The sequence below is a fragment of the Nostoc sp. genome (assembly GCF_036917315.1).
Classification (GTDB): domain Bacteria; phylum Cyanobacteriota; class Cyanobacteriia; order Cyanobacteriales; family Nostocaceae; genus Nostoc.
The window spans coordinates 24,913-43,273 of record NZ_JBALDR010000049.1 but is presented as its reverse complement, the minus strand read 5'-3'; the positions used below and the strand labels follow the sequence as shown (position 1 = coordinate 43,273).

The window sequence follows — 18,361 nt, the reverse complement described above, 5'->3', positions numbered from 1 at the left end:
AAGGCAAATACAGTACAAAACGTATTAAATTTAACTCTAGTCTTTCTGGTTAAGCTTTCGTTACATAGTTAGAAATTTTCCCGCCCACCTACTTAATTTGTTTAGAGACTTTCCTTGCGACTGCGATTATCACGGTGAAGCTCATTTTTTATTAGATGAGTTAACTTTACTTGTAAACGTTACCTTGCAGTTAAGATTTACAGATGCCACAGAACTAAAGTTAAAAATAATTTTGAAAGATGATAATAAAGATGAAAATGGCTTTTACTCAGGTATAAATATAAAATTACGTCAAGCTAACAAACAGGCTATTGTTATTCAAGAAAAAGTTATTTTAATGGGTATAGCACATATGCCCAATTACAATTCACCACTAATAAACTTCAGATGTTACCAAATGTTTATATACTCCGGCTGGGATTCAAATTTGTCTTTAGAAGAAGATTTTAGTGATTTAGTTCGGTTAAAGGCATATCTCAATGATGATGTCTCTTCATCAGATGAAATTTTTGGAGTTGAGTTTCAAGGCTTACCGAAGAAACGCGATAATAATTTAAATTTAGCAGAAACGCAGTCTTTCAGCCCATACTGCTTTTTAAATAGTCACTATGAACTAAAATGTGGTAAAAGCTATGTAATACACAGTCAAGATTCATTTAGAAAACCGAATATAGAAACATTCTACAGATTTAGCTTCATAGATATATTACGTTCTATTAATCCTCAGACTAATCAAAGTTTATTAATACACAAGATTCAAGAGCTTGAACAAGCAATGTTTGAATGTTGTGCTTTTTTAAGCATACTTTGTGACTATGAAATTATACCAATTTACTATGAATTTATAATTTATTCAAAATCCCTAGATAAGGAAATTCAAGGAAAATTAGTTCCTATACAGGAAAAAGCAAGGATTTCTAGATTATCAAAGGCATGGCCAACGTACGGTGTTTCTATACATCATAATGCTGAAGCTTTCCTAGAGTGCTGTCCATTAGATAAGCAACTTAGTAATGGTATTCTTCAGCTTAAGACAATAGTTTTGGATGTCACTTCAGAATTAAAATTATATGCATCTTGTTCTGCGATTGAGTACTTCTACTCTTACTGGTTAAAAAAGTTGGGAGGTATTCAAGAACTTGAAAATGCATTGATTCAAAAATCACCTCTTTTGCCTTCAAATAGAAATTTTCAGGACTTATTAAATGAGGCGAAGAATGCAAATGGTAGAACACCACCTCTTTCCTTAACAATTCGATTTTTTCTTGATTCTCTAGGAGTTAGTTGGAATAAATATATCAAGACATCTAAGGGAACACCTGATTTTTTGAATATAAGAAACAATTTGCTGCATGGAAAATATACAGATGCAGAACTTCCAATAATTTATTCTAGTCAAGTTGCAGAGGGTATAGCACTAGAAGCCATGCTTCATATCTTAAAAAAAATATCTAAATCTGATACAGATTTTTACACCGATATTCCTATCGGAGAACCAACAAATAACCATAGAATATTACCTGATGGTTGGCCGGAAGTAGTCCAAGCTTTAGATATGTTTATAAATGGCGATCAGGATGAAGTCTTCTGGTCTTTGGAGACTAGGAAATTATGGCAGGAGTTTCGTAATAATTATAAATAATTTCGCTAATTAAGAACGAACCGAGTTAGGAGTAGCAGGTTATAAGTATAGCATTGCCCACCATAGTTAAATGATAGGCAAGCTGCTTATAATCTCATTTATCCGATCGCACAGGCAACGGCATATCCAAAATCTCCATCAGCAAATCCAGACGAGAGGGGCGCGTCAAGAGTGGGACGATGTTCGGCAAACTGTAGTAGTCACCCGCGAAAGTGAACGTATCTACAGGTGCTTGCTGCTGCTTCAGTTGAGTCTCCACCCAGTTGTAATGAGTACCTACACGGACAATCACCACATTGGGCATTATCGCCAATTCCCGGCAGTAGTTCTTGTAGACTTCACCGAAATAAGGAGCCGCATTTTCGCCCTCATCCGTCACCAAAATTATCTGGTCAACTACCTGCTTCTTCTTCCGCATTGCTTCCAATGCACAGCCGATGCTAGTACCACCGCCTGCATTGATGTGCTGGAAGGCACGCTCCCAGTCGCTCAATTCCTTGCCTTTTGCTGTAACAGCGTAAGGAATGGTATCGAAGGCGTAGACAAACAGTTCTGCCTTAGTGATACCAGAGATTAGGGCAGCAAGTTGCTTACCGATCGCGATCGCATTTTCCATTGAACCAGACTTGTCCACCAATAAAGCAGTTGGACGAGCGATCGCACCACGCCGTTTCACCTGCTCGTTTGTCACCTTTTCCAGTTGAGCAACGGTGTCTGCGTCAAAATCTCCTGCGTCTGCGGCAATCTGTGCTTTGAATGCTGAGACGCGGCCACTCTTAGACGCTGATTCCAGCTTGGAATCAATCAGCTTCTTAACTTCTGGATGATCCATTGCACCTCTAGTCTGGAGAGACTTGAGGTTGTTGATCGCTTCTTGTGGAGACATGCTATTGATCAACGCCACCAATACAACTGGTGTGAGTTGCTTGATCGCACCAATTGCGATCGTGTATGGAATTTTGAACTCCACAATCAGCCGTGCCTGTTCTGCGGCATTTTCAGCCTTCGCAAGCTGCTTCAGCACATTTGCTAAGGAACCCTCTGGAGGAGTATCGCGGAATAGAATCGCATTTGCCCGCTCATTTGGCTTGATGTGCAGTGAAGCATATAAGTGCTTCATAGCCTTACGACCTCGCAAAGCGGCGCGATCGAACAGAGCCGGATTGCTCTCCCGTGTCTTCAAGTAACGCCGTACCGCAGTCCGAGCGGAACGAGGCAGTTTATTTTGCTGCTGCTTCATGAAGTCCACTACACGAGCCACTTGATAGGGTGGAAACTCTTGCAGCATCATAAATCCAGCATCCCGGTGTTCAGTCAGATTGCTGGTTAACAAATGAGCAACAAACACTTCCTTGTGGTCGCGGACATCACCATAATGCTGATACCATACTGCCAGATGTCCGTAGAAGATGGGATCGAGTTCAACAATTAACTGATGAATTTCTGTGACTTGCTCAAGTTTGCGGTGAGGAGTTGTCAGCAAACTGTTGAGCATTTCTAAACGCAAGTCACGTTCTGCGGTATTCATTATGAACCTCCTCTAGTTGTGATGGATGAGGAGGCAGATGTTGCACGCGGGGCGATCAAGTCACCGCGCAAGTTGTAGAAGCTTTGTGTATAACTTGTGCAGAGTTATGTAAGCTTCTGCGATCGGGGCGCGGCAACAACTGCCAGTTTTGATGTAATGTATCGAAATCGTTGGCACTACTCCCTAAAAGTAGTAGCTGCGTAAGCTGCCATCATATCTGCCGCTATTACGACAGCACTTTTTGAAAGCAGCGACCAGAACCACAAAGACAAAGGTCATTGTTACCAAGCTTTTCTTGTAGTTCCTTGTCGCCATGAACAAGGCGATCGCCACGTTTGACAGCTTTTTCAGATGGGTAGCCACGACGACGTTTGCTCGATGGTTCAAAAGCAGAAATCGTCAAATTCGTCGAAATCTTCAGGCTCGATGTTGAAAGAATTAATCTTTTTCATCGGACTCACCTCCATATTGAAATGAAATAATATCGCTTCGTGCAAGTCGAAAAAGCTGTTGATTCACACACGGGATTTGAACCCGTAGTTGCTTGATCTTCAGTCAAGTGCCTTACCATTCGGCTAGTATGTAAGCTTTTTCAGTTAGGGCACGAAGTGAAAATTTTAGGTTTTAGAAAGTTGATTTAAAATAAATCGAATTTCTTTCTTATTACACTGCTGTTTCCTAACAGCGTAAATCATTCGACCTCTATACATTGCCACAGAACGATGAATTATCCCTTTGACAACATCCGTCACATAATGAGTTGGTGGCGGTGGAAAATCTTCAAAGGTAATGAAATACCAAATCTCGTTTAGCTTCTGGTATTGATGATAATTATCAATGATGACAATATCAGTTTGTTCCTGCTTTTGCTTCTGCTTTCGAGGCACTGTCTCGACTGCACAAAGAATTCCGGTTTCAGGATGGATATAGAAGCGATCGCGATGGCTTACATCTAGCTGATTTCGATACCCTTGATAAGGCTTGCTATAAAAACCACCATCAATTATTTCCACATGCCGTTCAACGTAGTCCCACACATGATCGATAACATGCTGTCCTGCCATTGTGCTGGGATCTAGTCGTTGGCAGAGTTGGCTGTAAACGTCATTCCAAGGCTGTCCGACTTGCGATCGCAAAAACCGACGCAGAGGGCCGAGATGATCTGAAAGATACTTAGATTTATTTATTGGTTTAATCAGGTAGGGATTCAACAATCCATCCTGAATTGCATCCTGGGTGATTTTGTATAATCGCTTCTTAAAGCCAGTCACCTTTTTGAGGCTAATTCTCCTTCCACCGCGAGGACGCTCAATTACAATCTCGCTCAAACGATGTTCGCTCATATCTCACGTTGTTTAAATGCAGTTTTTCTAATTGAGTTGTTATTAAACATGAGTTAGCTAACATCATTGAACTCACCTCCGTATTGAGTAAAGGTTATAGATAAATACAATTCAAATAATTGAAATTCCGCACAAGTTAGCAAAGTAGTTTTCACAATTGCCTATACCAATTTGGCTACGCTCCCATCAAAGGAAGCGACAGGATTTGAACCTGCATTCCGTTGCCGGAGTGTGTGTAGACTTTACAAGTTAGGGCGCGGAATTAAGTCTTAAATCATTCCGTGCAAGTTCAAGAAGTTTTTTACAGCTACGGTCGCTCTTACCAAATATTGGCAGTGGGCACGCACGTTAAATCTGCAAGAGACTTAGAAATCATGCTTCGCTTATTCGATCGCTCGAACTTTACTACCTTAGGGCCGTTATCAATGTGTATGTATGCTTCTTCTGTTAGGGCACGGATGACTCGGAAATTTAACCATAGACAGCTTCAGGGCGAACGATCAAATCGCCACTAGGACGGCGATCGATTACGTAAGCAGAAAGGCGATCGCTATTCACATCTAAATGCCGAGCAACGCGCTCCTTCACCGCCACATCATTCATCCCTGCTGCAATTCCCAATTGGGTTTTTGGGATATCAACAGAACGTCCTTCAAATCGAATATGAACCATTGCGATCGCCTCTTGTTTTAATTACGAATTACGAATTCGTATTAGTGGATCTGATCGGGATTGAACCGATACCCTCCCTGTGAGAGTTACACTCACACCTCGTGCGAGTTGAAAAAGCTGTGGTAACACCGCAGGAATTGAACCTGCACTTATCGTTAAGATACGATCGCTCTACCATTGAGCAAGTATGTAAGCTTTTTCTGTCAGGGCACAAGTGACATCTGGGAACTCTACCGTTAGAGCTACAGACCCAAGGAAAGCATTATTGCATGCTTTTGAGGAGGCTTTTCTTGTATACTACATTTGTAATACATTATTTACATAATGTCAAGTGTCGGGATGGATCGGGCAATTATCCTTATAAATCAAAAAAAGAACCCCACCCCGCCTTTGACTTACGTCAAATTCTCCCCTCCCCGCCGGCGGGGAGGGGTTGGGGGTGGGGTGTTAGGGGACTTTTGCAAGAGGTCTATTCCATTGCTGTAGGCAAATTGCTCAGTGCCCACCTGCCCCCTGGCTCCTGGCTCCTGCCTCCTTCACGACTTTGTTTTTAATTAAAAAGTATTGAATGCAGTTGACAAATTCTTCTAATTCTAAAAGTAAATTAGTAGTACCTTTAAGGTCTCGATCGCTAGCTAGTTGTTCTAGTTTGTCAGTTGCTAAGTACATAGCTGTCGCTCCAATGTTGGCACTAGCACCTTTAAGGTGATGAGTTTCTCGTGCTATTTGCTCAAAGTCATCAGCTGCGATCGCTGCTTTAATTATTTCTAAACGGGGTTTAATATCCTCAATGGATATTTGCAATAAATTTAATTCAAATTCTCGATCGTTTCCCGATATCCGATGCAAGTGTTCCCAATCAATTGCTAAGTCAATGGAAACTGTCTGTTCATACACACCTGCCTCTTGCTGGGAAACGATCACACCTGTCCAATGCTCTAAAGTCTCAGCCAATTTTTCTTTAAATACTGGCTTGCTCAAATAGTCATCCATTCCGGCATTTAGACAGGTTTGTTCGTCTTCTTTCATCACATTAGCTGTCATCGCAATCACCACAGGACGATGACCCAATGCAAAAGCATCCTCTTGCCAACGATGAATTTCTTTTGTAGTTTCCAAACCGTCGAGAATTGGCATTTGGCAATCCATTAAAATCAAATCGTAAGGAATTTTTTCTAATAGCTGCAAAACTTCCTCTCCATTGGCAACGACATCAGCTTTATAGCCCAAACTCTGGAGTTGGTTTAGTGCTACTTTCTGATTCACCAAATTATCTTCGGCTAACAGAATTCTTAACTTGGATTTAGTAGAGAGGTTAGAGGAAGAAGTCAGAATATCTGAAGTTTCTGTACTCGGAATTTCTTCTGTAGCCTCTAGCTCCCTGCCTCTAAATTCTTGTTCTGATTCCGGCTGAGTTTCTAAAATATTTATGATGGTATCAAGGAGTCGTGATGGCTTAATGGGTTTGAATAAATAAGTAGCAAATCCGATTTTGAGCGCCTGTTGCACTTCATCGCGTTGATTAGTAGAGGCGAGCAGAATTAAAGGAATCTCAGTAATTGCAGAATTGGCTGGAATTTGTTCTTTTATTGTCATGCCATAAGTTTGGGCTATTTGCATATCAACCAAGGCAACATGATATGATTTCCCCTGCTCGCTAGCTTGCTGAATAACTTTAACGGCCGCAGCAATACTATCAGCTCGATCTACCTCCATTCCCCAATGAGTAGCTTGATGGGAGATGATTTTATAATTAGTAGTGTTGTTATCCACCACTAATAAGCGGCGATTTTGCAAAATTCCGCCATCGCATTTTGGCTCAACAGGCTCAACTTGTTTGGTAAAAAGCAACTCAAACCAAAACTTAGATCCTTTGTCCATCTGGCTTTCTACCCCGATCGCTCCTCCCATCAAAGTTACAAGTTGTTTACAGATGGCTAATCCCAAACCCGTACCACCATACTTGCGAGTGGTTGAAGCATCCACTTGGGTAAATGGCGTAAAGAGTTTGCGTTGGTCTTCAGGGCTAATGCCAAGACCTGTATCTGTAATGGCAAAATGGATGGTGGCTGTAGTCGGAGAAAGCGATCGCAATTCGGCTTGCACTAATACTTCGCCAACGCTGGTAAATTTGATCGCATTGCTGATTAAGTTCATCAAAATTTGCCGCAGCCTACCAGTATCTCCTTTGAGTTGAGTGGGGACGTTGCGATCGATCAGTGCGGCAATTTCTAATCCCTTGTTATGGGCTGAGGGAGCCAATAATTCCACCACTTCTTCTACACAAGTGGATAGGTTAAAATCGAGAGTTTCAAGAGCCATCTCTCCAGCCTCAAGTTTGGAAAGATCCAAAATCTCGTTGATCAAACTTAAAAGAGCGTCTCCACTACTGCGAATTATTTCAATAAAATCTCGCTGTTCTTCGTCTAAGGGAGTATCTAAGACCAAACTGGTCATCCCCAACACAGCGTTCATCGGAGTGCGAATTTCATGACTGATATTTGCCAAAAAGGCACTTTTCGTCTGAGAAGCTAATTCGGCTTGGCGACGGGCAATTTCAAGTTCTTGTCGCTGGCGAGTTTCGGCTGCTAATAGTTGGGCTTGGGTTAAAGCAATACCTACTTGGTCGGCTATTTGCCGCAAAAGATCGGTTTCAAAGTTAGACCAGTGGTGGGAATCGTCACACTGATGAACTATGAGCAAACCGCGAAGTTCTTCTTTAACAAGAATCGGCACAACCAAATTGACTTTGACCCCAAACTGTTGCATTAATTCCAGATGGCTTTGTTCAACTTCCAGAAGATCCAAGTTATCCAGTCCGAAAATCTTGCCTTGACGGTACTGCTGTAGATAGTACTGTTGGAGATATTCTGCTTCCAAATAGGGGGCGGCGTTGTTTTGCTCTTTGATTGCTGGTAAGCCAGAAACTACTGCTTCAACAACGGTATTTGCAGACTGATCTGGCATCAGCTGATAAATTAAAACTCGGTCAGTCTGGAGAATCTTTTGTACCTCTTCGACAGTGATTTGGAGAATTTCTTCGATGTCCAAAGATTGACGAATCTTCAGGGTGATTTCGGTAAATAGTTGCGATCGCAAATTTTGGCGTTGTATTTCTTCTTCAACCTGTTTACGCTGGATAAATTGCCCTACTTGCTCGCCGATAGAATTCATCGTTTTTACTAAATCTTCGTCAAGGGGCTGGATTTCCCGGTTGAAGCAGGTAATGACACCGAGGATTTTGTTACCGCTGCGGATCGGAAAACCAAAAGCTGCATGTAGTCCTACTTGAGCAGCTATTTTGAAGTTAGGCAAATTAATTTCTTTAGCGATATCAGCGATCCAAACCGATTCAGAACTAGCCCAAACCCTTCCAGGTAATCCAATTCCGGGTGCAAAGGTGGTTTGCCGCTTCAGTATTTCAAACTCTTGCATCTCAATGGATGCTTTATGCCAGATATCGAGAAAATGCAGCACATTTGCTTGCTCATCTACCATCCAAATTTCACCCAAATCCCATGCCAAACTCTCACAGATTCCCTGCAATATTTGGCGAGTAGCTTCGCTAATTGTGGCGGACTCTGCGAGGACGCGGGTTGCAGCATATTGTGCAGTCAGATGCTGTTGTGTTCGTTTGGCATCGGTAATGTCAATGCCAGTACCAACAATGTATTCAACAAAGCCCTGATAGTCTTTTAAGATGGTATTTGACCAGGCAATCAGCCGCCGACTACCATCTTTCATTACCCAATAATTTTCATAATTATTGGAAAGTTGACCAGATCGTAACTGGTCAAAAACTGCTTTAACTGGTTCCACCTCTTCAGGAAGTAGAAACAAGTTCCAGCTATATCTACCCCTCACCTCATCAAAGGAGTAACCAGTTATTTGCTCACAGGCTTGATTGAAACGAACGATTTGCCCTTGAGAATCGAGAACTATTACCAACGCACCGATTGTATCAAGCACTGCTGAGATAAAGTTGTGTTCTTGATTTAAGGTTTCTTCTGTCCTCTTCCGTTCAATAACTTCACGATAGATCGAGTAGTAGACTACAGCAAGAACGATAAAACTTAGGCAAATAGCGATCGCCAATGTGAGAATTGTGTTCCGAGTCCAAGTCTTTGCTGCTTGTGACTGCTGTCGGATTCTTCCCCTGTCCTGGTTTTCTATCTCATCGATTGCCTTGCGGATATCATCCATGAGATTTTGGCGATCGTTTTTCAGCAGTACTTGCAACGCCGCCTCTAATCCCTTTTTCTGGCGCAAGTCGATAGTCTGTTTTAGTTCAGTAAGTTTAGCTGTTATCAGAAATTCAAGCGTTGCAATCTGCTTTTGTTGATTCGCTTGAGCTGCTGTTAAATTTTTCTGTTTGGCAATTTCTCGATCGACGTTATCAAGTGCTGTTTGATACGATTTTAGATAAAGTTTTTCTCCAGTGAAGATGTAACTACGTTGTCCAATTTCGGCATCCTTTACCTGGGACAGTATTTTCTCTAGGCTGTTAATTTTTTTATAAGTATGTTTTACTATACTGCGATTAAAATTGGTAAATACTCTTGTATTTTGATAAGAAACCACCCCAATCAGAACTAAAATTATTGACGATAAACCAAAACTTGCTGCAATCTTTTTGAAAAATTGCTTGCGTACCCTCTGTACTTGGTTGCCTTTCTTGGTAACAAATACCAAACTTGCTAAATTTCGGCGCAATTCCAGTTGCTTAATGACTTGACGACCTAAAGTTCGTAATGCCTCTATTTGTTCTGGAGTAAGTTCTCGTGGTGCGTAGTCAATTACACACAGGGTTCCGAGGGCGTATCCTTCAGGGTTAGTTAAAGGTACACCAGCATAAAACCGAATATTTGGGTCAGATGTCACCAGTGGATTTGTTGCGAACCGTTCATCATTTTTTGCATCAGGTACGACCAAAACATCAGGCTGGAGAATGGCATGGGCACAGAATGCGAAATCTCGGTGCGTTTCTGGGGCATCCAAACCGACTTTTGACTTGAACCATTGGCGATTTGTATCAATTAAGCTAATTAAGGCAATAGGAGTCTGACAAATATACGAGGCTAAACGAGTCAGATCGTCAAAGGTGGCTTCCGATGGCGTATCGAGAATCTTATACTGCAAAATTGCCTCGATTCTCTGGGCTTCGTTGTCAGGTAATGGTGCTTTCATCCTTGAGCCTTATCTACATTCTGGGGAGTGGGGAGCAGGGGAGCAGGAGAGCAGGGGAGCAGGGGAGCAGGGGAGAGTTCTTGTACAAGTTTTTTCCCCTCTGCCCCTCCGCCCCTCCGCCCCTCTGCTCTTGTGCCCCATGCCCAATTTGGTCAATAAACTTACCTTTAATTAATGGCAATAGTTTACTTAAAAGCGTTAGCGTAATTTTACTGAGTTATATGTTGTTAAATAATCGATCGAATGATTAAGTCCCTGCTGTATTTTTTGTGGGCTGGTTTATTTGAAATTGGGGGTGGCTACTTAATCTGGTTGTGGTTGCGCGAAGGTAAGCCGTTCTGGTGGGGCATATTGGGGGGAATTGCTTTAGCTTTCTATGGGGTTATTGCAACTTTCCAACCAACAAATTTTGGCAGAGTGTATGCGGCTTATGGCGGCGTGTTTATCGCAATGGCAATGCTTTGGGGTTGGAAGGTAGACGGGGTAACTCCAGACCGCTACGACTTAATCGGAGTATGTTTAGCTTTAGTAAGTGTTTTAATTATCATGTTTGCTCCCAGAAGTTAAGTAAAATTGCTAGATTATTTTGAACTTTTATAGTGTTCCCTGTTAAACAAATAATCTCACGCAAAATTGCAAAAGTTTTTTCGCAACTAACCTGTTAGAAGTAAGTATCTGTATATCTACGTGTTGATGCGGGAGATATAAAGAGAACTCATGATGCAGCATTTGCCCATGAGGTTTACTTCTCCTCAACCATCATGCTACTTGCTTCTCCCTTCTCTACTGGTGCGATCGCGATCGCACCAGTAGGGTATTTCTGTACCTCATATTGGCGTAGCCTCTGTCTTTGACACCCTGTTCGCGTTCGTAGAAAAGTTGAAATTTGCTGCATATTTGGGCAAATTATCGGAAAATACTGACAATAATTTACAATACTCGTCAAATATCACAATTATTTTGGTTTGTAACAGTAAGTAACTAAAAATTCGTAATTTTGTCCCGCTTGAATAAAATACTATTCTTCTATTCTTTAAAAAAAAAGATGCAATGTAATGATTGCGTGTTTATACGCTAATTTAAATCTTGACAACTACAATCAGGATTATATTTTTGTTAACATTTCAAGAAAATTCAGGTTAAGTAACTTTAAAGACAAAAATGTGTCAATAAAAGTAATCAAATGTAGTTAAGGATACAAATTGTTGGTGCTTAGGAAGAAAAAAAAGTGTTGAAGAAAGTTGTGATGATTGGAGCTATCACCCTACTATTTTTAGGAGGGCCGTTGATGGGCAATGCTTTTGCCCAAACCCCAACTGCTGCCCCGCCTACTGCTGATACTGGAGACACAGCATTTATGCTGATTTCAGCAGCACTTGTGCTGCTAATGACACCAGGATTGGCGTTTTTCTATGGTGGATTTGTGCGATCGCGCAACGTCCTAAACACATTGATGATGAGCTTTGTGTTAATGGCAATCGTCGGAGTTACCTGGATTCTGTGGGGCTATAGTCTTGCCTTTGCGCCAGGTTTACCATTTATCGGTGGATTGCAATGGCTGGGGTTGAATGGTGTCGGTTTAGAGACTCAAGGCTATTTGCCGCATCTGCCATACGAAGACGTTCTCAAAGCAGGAGACCCCAAATATGCTGATGTCGTCTCATACGCTGGAACGATACCCCACCAGGCATTCACGATCTACCAAGCCATGTTTGCCATTATCACCCCAGCCTTAATTTCTGGGGCGATCGTTGAGCGGATGAGTTTCCGTGCCTATTCGCTGTTTGTCCTACTGTGGTCAACCTTTGTTTACGCTCCCTTAGCCCACATGGTATGGGCAAAAGGTGGATTTTTAGGTTTGGCTGGTGGATTGGGTGCCCTAGACTTTGCAGGTGGCACAGTAGTTCATATTAGTTCTGGCGTTTCAGCTTTGGTAGCAGCGATCGTCCTTGGCCCTCGCAAAACCCATCCCGATCGCCTTAGCCCACCGCACAACGTTCCGTTTATTTTGCTGGGTGCTGGCTTGCTGTGGTTTGGTTGGTTCGGTTTTAACGCTGGAAGTGCCCTATCTGTTGCTAGCGGAACTTCTGGTAATGTCGTCACAAATCTGGCAACAACAGCTTTTGTCGCTACCAATACGGCTGCGGCGGCTGCGGCTTTAATGTGGTTAATTTTGGAGAGTGTTTTACGGGGTAAACCAACCGCCGTGGGAGCAGCGACAGGAGCCGTTGCTGGTTTAGTCGGTATCACTCCCGCCGCCGGATTTGTCACACCGCTATCAGCGATTTTAATTGGTTTCATCACCGCCTTTGTTTGCTTCTATGCCATCAGTTTCAAGCACAAGTTAGAAATTGATGATGCTTTAGATACTTATCCCGTGCATGGCGTTGGTGGTACAGTCGGGGCGATTTTAACGGCTATCTTTGCCACTACTCAAGTCAACGGAGGAGGTAAAGATGGAGTGTTACGCGGTAATTTTGGTGAATTGGGAGTTGAACTAGTAGCAATTGCCGTTGCCTATGTAATCGCAGGTGCTGGTACGTGGATTATTCTCAAAGTTATCGATGCTACAGTCGGGCTGCGAGTCAAAGAGGAAGCTGAATTGCAAGGTATGGATATCAACGAACACGGCGAAGAAGGTTACAACTCCGAGTTTGGCGATCGTCCTACTCAGTAATGAGTGGTAAGTGCTGAGTTAGGAGTTGCTTCCCCAATGCCCAATTTAAGATTGTGTAATTTGCGATCGCTAGCGTTAAAATTTGATTCAAATAATTGGTAAATTTCGCTAGTCGTGTCTACATCTGCAAAAACCTTTCCTATCTGGGCATTTTTCTCGCTGTTAACCAACGGCATCCTAATGTTGGCGGTCATTCTGCTAATTTGGCAACAGCAGAGATTGGCCGCTTTTTTTGGGATAATCGCAGCCCCACAGCCAATCAACCTGAATAATTCACCGCAAATTGCTACACCTGATTTAGGTCGCCGTCACCAACTCACTTATCAAGAGTGGGTAGATATCCTCAACCAAGAAGCCAAGGTCGCCGCTGACCAACATCCTCCGCATTTAACTATTCTGGCGGGAGATTCTCTGAGTTTGTGGTTTCCCTCTGAGTTATTACCCGAAGGTAAAAATTGGCTCAATCAAGGAATTTCTGGCGAAACCAGCAATGGACTCTTAAAAAGATTAAAAATATTTGACCGCACCCAGCCAGAGGTGATTTTTGTCATGATTGGCATTAATGACCTAATTCGGGGGATGAGTGATGGGGAAATTTTAGATAATCAGCGGCAAATTATTAATTATTTACGAAAGACTCATCCCACAGCGCAAATTGTTGTCCAATCGATTTTGCCACATGGGGCAGAAGCAGCAACTTGGAAAGGACGAGATAAACTATTGGCTGTTGCCAATAGTCGCATTCGCGAGTTGAATCAGCAACTACAAAGCATATCTACCAAAAAAGGTGTCAAATACCTCGATTTACATCCTCTGTTTACCAACAAGCAAGGAAATCTCCGCCGCGAATTTACAACTGATGGCTTACATTTAAGTCCTGAAGGCTATATGGTTTGGCGTTCTGCATTGCAGATTTATAGCGAGATTGAATTAAAACCCCAGCGTTAACGTCCTGCGGGAGAAAAAGGCTAAAGCCCAAAAAGAAGTAATATCTTTGAAGACAACTCTGTATTAATCGCGTCTAGGCGCGAGAAAATAAGAAATAGTGAGTTTAAGTAGACAAATCTAATGGATACAAAAGCTTTTAAGCGCAGCCTCCAACATTCAGAAAATTACAATCGCAAGGGCTTTGGTCATCAAGCAGAAGTTGCTACCCAGTTGCAATCTGAGTATCAGAGTAACTTGATTCAGGAAATTCGCGATCGCAATTACACCCTACAACGGGGTGATGTGACAATCCGACTAGCACAAGCCTTTGGCTTTTGCTGGGGTGTAGAACGGGCTGTAGCGATGGCCTATGAAACCCGTCAGCACTTCCCCACAGAACATATCTGGATTACTAACGAGATTATTCACAACCCTTCTGTAAATCAGCGGATGCAGGAGATGAAAGTAGAATTTATCCCCATTGAAGGAAAGAATAAAGACTTTTCTGTTGTCGGAATTGGTGATGTAGTCATATTACCCGCTTTTGGGGCTAGCGTTCAAGAAATGCAGATACTTCACGATAAAGGCTGCAAAATTGTTGATACAACTTGTCCTTGGGTATCTAAAGTTTGGAATACAGTAGAAAAGCACAAAAAAGTCGATTATACATCAATAATTCACGGTAAATATAAGCACGAAGAAACAGTTGCGACTAGTTCTTTCGCTGGCAAGTATTTAATTGTGTTGAATTTGCAAGAAGCAGAATATGTTGCTGACTATATTATCAATGGTGGCAACCGTGAAGAATTTCTGACAAAATTTGCTAAAGCTTGTTCAGCAGGATTTGACCCCGATCGCGATTTAGCAAGAGTTGGTATTGCTAACCAAACTACAATGCTTAAAGGCGAAACTGAGCAAATCGGCAAGCTTTTTGAGCGGACTATGTTACAGAAGTATGGCCCCACTGAGTTAAATCAGCATTTCCAAAGCTTCAACACCATTTGTGACGCTACCCAAGAACGTCAAGATGCCATGTTGGAATTAGTGGAACATAATTTAGATTTGATGGTAGTAATTGGTGGGTTTAATTCCTCGAATACTACTCAGTTGCAACAAATTGCCTTTGAGCGAGGAATTCCTTCTTACCATATTGATACTGTTGAACGCCTGAAATCAGCATATTCTATTGAACATCGACAATTAAATGGGCAGTTAATAACTACAGAAAATTGGTTGCCTGATGGAGAAATTGTTGTGGGAATTACTTCTGGTGCTTCTACGCCAGATAAGGTAGTAGAAGATGTAATTGAGAAGATTTTTAGATTAAAAGCAACGGCAGCAGTGGTTTAAAAGTTCTCACAGAGACTTCCAAATAAAAAACATCCAATTACTTCTTATGAGGTGGGCAGCATTCGACTGAACGTAGCCGAAGTCTTGCCCGCCTTACAAGAGTATTTTTGCTGTATTATGTACTTGGCAATACATCATTCACCATAATGAGGAAATGCTATATTTATTCACACATCACGCGCTTTGAAAAAATTATAGATAGCAAGACCAATGGCTATAAGTAGCACTGCATGAATGAGATTTCCGGCAATATGAAGTGCCAGTCCTAATGCCCAAAAAGCAACCAGTATAACAACAATACCCCAAAGTATACTCAACATATTATTTGTTCTGAATTAAATCAGTTTTAATTTGTTCAAATATTTTACTCCCTAGCTTCACTTTTATCTATTTGCTTTAAGAAAGATTACTTTGAGTCATGGCGCACAGTCATTTGCTATGCTTAATCTTTCGTTACTATTTAATTAGATAAAGGTAGCAGTCCTGAACTGTCAGTTAACTGCCGCTATGACTACAGACTTCTTCCAGAAGTAGGAAAAAGGGGAAAGGGGAAAGGTATGGAATTTTCCCTTTAACCTTTAACCTTTCCCCAACATCTTGGCACTAATCAACCGCAACAGTATAATTGCGTTGTTCCCATTTACTGCTTTCATTCCAGAAAAAGGTAAAGCTAATTGGCTGGTACTGGTTATCAGAAACAGAAATATCTACAAAATTCACTCCTAACTTTGTAGAAGTAGAAAGCGTATCTTGTGTGGTTTGCCAATTATCATCTGACCAGTGCAATTGAAAAGATGCTAAAGCGTCAATTCGCAATGTCTGACCTTTTTTTACTTGGCTGATTTGTCGGTTAAACTTCCAAATTTCCAATGATTTACACTGCTTTCTTTCGCCTAGATAGCGATTTGCCACCTCTGGAATAAAATCAAACACCTGTCCGTCATGATTTGACCGTAGCAGCTTGATATACTCTGCGTGTGCCCACATTAAAGGCATCGCTGAACCTGTTGGTTTTCCTAAATACATATAGATATCAGGGATATCTGCCTCATCCCAAACCTGTTCTGGTAGCAAACAAGTTTCTGAAGCAAATCCTTCCATCGCCTTGATATATGTTTTGACATCGCCGCCAGCAGCTAGTTCATAATGTCCTCGTTCTCCTGTCAAAAGAGGCCAAGCGCGTCCCTTACCATAACCAGTATAAGGACTGCCGTCTTCTTGCTGGCCGTAACCATCGTGGTTGTAACGATGCCAACAAGGCCCAGCGGGTGTATCTACTTTTAAAACTGCATCAATTACTTTGACAGAATCAACAATAATCGGGTCATCAGGTTTGCGAATTCCATAACGTACTAATTGTAAAAACCCACCATCGACAATTTCCTTGGCTGGAAATTCTGCTGGTTCACCAGGCGGCTGACTGCTGATGAAAAGAGTTCCTTGGTTAGGATTTTCGTTGGGGTGAGGATTATTAATATCTGAGGGAGTAATTCGGATATAGTGCCGTTTGATTCCAGGAACTAAAGTTCCTTCAGTAGTAACTGTCCAAGATTCAATGTGAGATTCTAAAAAATCAGCGTATTCTTCTATAAATTGTGCTGTTGCTTCATCCCCACGTTTGCGAACAAATTGAGCAGCACAGATTAAGGCGGCAATATTGGATGCTAATGTTGATGGTGAATAACCACTGTTTTCTTCCCAACGTTCTTGTTGGGTAGCCGGGCCGTAACGAATTAAATAACCCGCTGCCCGTAGAACCATCGGATAAATATCGAAGTTTAAGCAAGTCTTCTGCTGGTGCAATAGCCATGCTAGAAGAATCGGAAATGCCACCTCATCTAGTTGAATACCTTTCCAGTAAGGTTTACCATCAACCCAGAAATTTTGGGCAAAACCGCCATCTTCCTGCTGGCTGGTTGCAAGATAAATTAGCGATCGCACTGCTGTTTCTGTTTCACCAGCAGCCACTAAACCTGATACACTACTTACCAAATCCCGCGTCCAGACAAGGTGATATCCTCCTTGGTCTTGGTCGTCTTTGGCTTCACCCCAAGGGATCGCCAGGGATGCAATCAACGCACCGGGATAAGTTTTATCTTCATGTGCTAACAACAAACTAATGCTGTTGTGATACAACTTTCCATCATTGTATGAAACACATTCTAGCGGTCGGATATTGCGGCGCGATCGCTTCCACTGTTCGTTATATTGCTGCTTCTGCTGCTCAAAAGGAATATTGAGCGACTGAAATAGTGTAGAAATTGCATTATGCAAGTTTGTACCAAATGCCAGTCCTAAAGTAAACTCTTTAGTGCGATCTAAATTTAGTTCTCCAGTCAAAGCAAGATTGCCATCTACAGCATTATCAAACTCCCAATCCATCTGGAAATTATCAGCTAAATCTGTCCAACCATCACTTTCACCGACGTAACCACAAGAAAGGCGGGTAAAGGGAACTGTTGCACCCAGCGCTAGCCATGTTCCTTGTTTCTCGGCTATCAAAATACGATGTCCAGCAACCTCTACAGCGTAACCATTATTACCCATACCTTCAACATCCAGATGCGGCGCACACAAAGCATATAACTGAAGTTGGGAAATAAAATCGCTCTCTCCTGTTAATGTGGTGTGCTGTAAGATACAGGGGAAATGCGGGTCGGCAATCACTTCTTTGATTACGGCATAACGTCCTTGGGGATCGGAATTAGTGATGCGATATCCTAAACCATGAGTCCACATCGGTTCCACTTTGGATTCGAGATGGCGTTTCTCTTCGTGGAAAAAGCTTTTACCATCAGAAATTAAATACTGCAAATCCCGAACTTGGGGTTTGTCTACTGTGGGATGGTAGATTTCTGTGACAATACCGTTCCAAAGAGTAAACCAAATGTTACTAGAGGTAGAGTAAGCTGTTCCGACTCCATCTTTATTCGCTTGAGTCCATCGAGGCTCAATACCCGGTGAGCCAAAAGCTTTTGCTTGACTAATAATCTTTACCATACTGCATTGTTGTGCCGATAAGCTTTGAGTGCATT

14 protein-coding genes and 2 tRNA genes are annotated in these 18,361 nt (G+C 42.0%); 5 read left to right on the top strand and 11 right to left on the bottom strand.

Annotated elements, in window-relative coordinates; genetic code table 11:
* Nucleotides 1-97: 97 nt before the first annotated feature.
* A complete protein-coding gene (locus tag V7K84_RS23420; RefSeq protein ID WP_334841560.1) occupies nt 98-1,642 on the top strand; it encodes a hypothetical protein in 1,545 nt (514 codons plus the stop codon).
* Between the two features lie 94 nt (nt 1,643-1,736).
* Here V7K84_RS23420 and V7K84_RS23415 read toward each other — a convergent pair whose 3' ends face one another.
* The 7 genes from V7K84_RS23415 to V7K84_RS23385 form a co-directional block, all read right to left on the bottom strand.
* Nucleotides 1,737-3,170, bottom strand: a complete 1,434-nt coding sequence (locus V7K84_RS23415) for a vWA domain-containing protein (protein WP_334841558.1) — start codon at nt 3,168-3,170, stop codon at nt 1,737-1,739.
* Nucleotides 3,171-3,396: 226 nt separating this feature from the next.
* Nucleotides 3,397-3,573, bottom strand: a complete 177-nt coding sequence (locus V7K84_RS23410; RefSeq protein ID WP_334841556.1) for a hypothetical protein — start codon at nt 3,571-3,573, stop codon at nt 3,397-3,399.
* Between the two features lie 113 nt (nt 3,574-3,686).
* Nucleotides 3,687-3,755 (bottom strand) — tRNA-Phe (locus V7K84_RS23405).
* 32 nt (nt 3,756-3,787) lie between these two features.
* A complete protein-coding gene (locus V7K84_RS23400; protein ID WP_334841555.1) occupies nt 3,788-4,513 on the bottom strand; it encodes a hypothetical protein in 726 nt (241 codons plus the stop codon).
* Nucleotides 4,514-4,984: 471 nt separating this feature from the next.
* Entirely contained in the window at nt 4,985-5,185 is a 201-nt protein-coding gene (locus tag V7K84_RS23395) for a hypothetical protein (protein WP_179075191.1), read from the bottom strand.
* Nucleotides 5,186-5,305: 120 nt separating this feature from the next.
* A tRNA-OTHER gene (locus V7K84_RS23390) sits at nt 5,306-5,375 on the bottom strand.
* 305 nt (nt 5,376-5,680) lie between these two features.
* Entirely contained in the window at nt 5,681-10,372 is a 4,692-nt protein-coding gene (locus V7K84_RS23385; RefSeq protein WP_334841554.1) for a GAF domain-containing protein, read from the bottom strand.
* A 243-nt stretch (nt 10,373-10,615) separates the two neighbouring features.
* Between V7K84_RS23385 and V7K84_RS23380 the strand changes: the two genes are divergently transcribed.
* Complete coding sequence (locus V7K84_RS23380) at nt 10,616-10,939, top strand: YnfA family protein (RefSeq protein WP_334841552.1); 324 nt, start codon at nt 10,616-10,618, stop codon at nt 10,937-10,939.
* A 175-nt stretch (nt 10,940-11,114) separates the two neighbouring features.
* Here the strand turns inward: V7K84_RS23380 and V7K84_RS23375 are convergent, their stop codons facing one another.
* A complete protein-coding gene (locus V7K84_RS23375; protein WP_334841551.1) occupies nt 11,115-11,267 on the bottom strand; it encodes a hypothetical protein in 153 nt (50 codons plus the stop codon).
* Between the two features lie 351 nt (nt 11,268-11,618).
* Here V7K84_RS23375 and V7K84_RS23370 point away from each other — a divergent pair, with 351 nt between their 5' ends.
* A complete protein-coding gene (locus V7K84_RS23370) occupies nt 11,619-13,049 on the top strand; it encodes an ammonium transporter (protein ID WP_442940984.1) in 1,431 nt (476 codons plus the stop codon).
* Here the strand turns inward: V7K84_RS23370 and V7K84_RS23365 are convergent.
* Complete coding sequence (locus V7K84_RS23365; protein ID WP_334841562.1) at nt 13,043-13,243, bottom strand: hypothetical protein; 201 nt, start codon at nt 13,241-13,243, stop codon at nt 13,043-13,045. The genes V7K84_RS23370 and V7K84_RS23365 overlap by 7 nt on opposite strands.
* On the opposite strand from V7K84_RS23365, the gene V7K84_RS23360 reads away from it, so the two are divergent.
* Both V7K84_RS23360 and V7K84_RS23355 read left to right on the top strand, forming a co-directional pair.
* Nucleotides 13,164-13,997, top strand: a complete 834-nt coding sequence (locus V7K84_RS23360; protein ID WP_334841547.1) for an SGNH/GDSL hydrolase family protein — start codon at nt 13,164-13,166, stop codon at nt 13,995-13,997. The genes V7K84_RS23365 and V7K84_RS23360 overlap by 80 nt on opposite strands.
* A gap of 120 nt (nt 13,998-14,117) precedes the next feature.
* Nucleotides 14,118-15,326: a 4-hydroxy-3-methylbut-2-enyl diphosphate reductase gene (locus tag V7K84_RS23355; RefSeq protein WP_334841546.1), complete on the top strand. Its 1,209-nt coding sequence runs from the start codon at nt 14,118-14,120 to the stop codon at nt 15,324-15,326.
* Nucleotides 15,327-15,493: 167 nt separating this feature from the next.
* Here the strand turns inward: V7K84_RS23355 and V7K84_RS23350 are convergent, their stop codons facing one another.
* Both V7K84_RS23350 and V7K84_RS23345 read right to left on the bottom strand, forming a co-directional pair.
* Nucleotides 15,494-15,646, bottom strand: coding sequence for a lmo0937 family membrane protein (locus tag V7K84_RS23350; protein WP_334841545.1), 153 nt, complete (start codon nt 15,644-15,646; stop codon nt 15,494-15,496).
* A gap of 283 nt (nt 15,647-15,929) precedes the next feature.
* Nucleotides 15,930-18,326 carry a glycoside hydrolase family 15 protein gene (locus V7K84_RS23345; RefSeq protein WP_334841543.1) on the bottom strand — a complete coding sequence of 799 codons (2,397 nt, stop codon included), beginning with the start codon at nt 18,324-18,326 and terminating at the stop codon, nt 15,930-15,932.
* Between the last annotated feature and the right edge of the window lie 35 nt (nt 18,327-18,361).

Bases quoted from the DNA above. Each gene is read 5' to 3' on its own strand.
- V7K84_RS23415 (WP_334841558.1), bottom strand. From the start codon at position 3,170: ATGAATACCGCAGAACGTGACTTGCGTTTAGAAATGCTCAACAGTTTG.
- V7K84_RS23400 (WP_334841555.1), bottom strand. From the start codon at position 4,513: ATGAGCGAACATCGTTTGAGCGAGATTGTAATTGAGCGTCCTCGCGGT.
- V7K84_RS23395 (WP_179075191.1), bottom strand. From the start codon at position 5,185: ATGGTTCATATTCGATTTGAAGGACGTTCTGTTGATATCCCAAAAACC.
- V7K84_RS23385 (WP_334841554.1), bottom strand. From the start codon at position 10,372: ATGAAAGCACCATTACCTGACAACGAAGCCCAGAGAATCGAGGCAATT.
- V7K84_RS23380 (WP_334841552.1), top strand. From the start codon at position 10,616: ATGATTAAGTCCCTGCTGTATTTTTTGTGGGCTGGTTTATTTGAAATT.
- V7K84_RS23375 (WP_334841551.1), bottom strand. From the start codon at position 11,267: ATGCAGCAAATTTCAACTTTTCTACGAACGCGAACAGGGTGTCAAAGA.
- V7K84_RS23370 (WP_442940984.1), top strand. From the start codon at position 11,619: ATGATTGGAGCTATCACCCTACTATTTTTAGGAGGGCCGTTGATGGGC.
- V7K84_RS23365 (WP_334841562.1), bottom strand. From the start codon at position 13,243: ATGACCGCCAACATTAGGATGCCGTTGGTTAACAGCGAGAAAAATGCC.
- V7K84_RS23355 (WP_334841546.1), top strand. From the start codon at position 14,118: ATGGATACAAAAGCTTTTAAGCGCAGCCTCCAACATTCAGAAAATTAC.
- V7K84_RS23350 (WP_334841545.1), bottom strand. From the start codon at position 15,646: ATGTTGAGTATACTTTGGGGTATTGTTGTTATACTGGTTGCTTTTTGG.
- V7K84_RS23345 (WP_334841543.1), bottom strand. From the start codon at position 18,326: ATGGTAAAGATTATTAGTCAAGCAAAAGCTTTTGGCTCACCGGGTATT.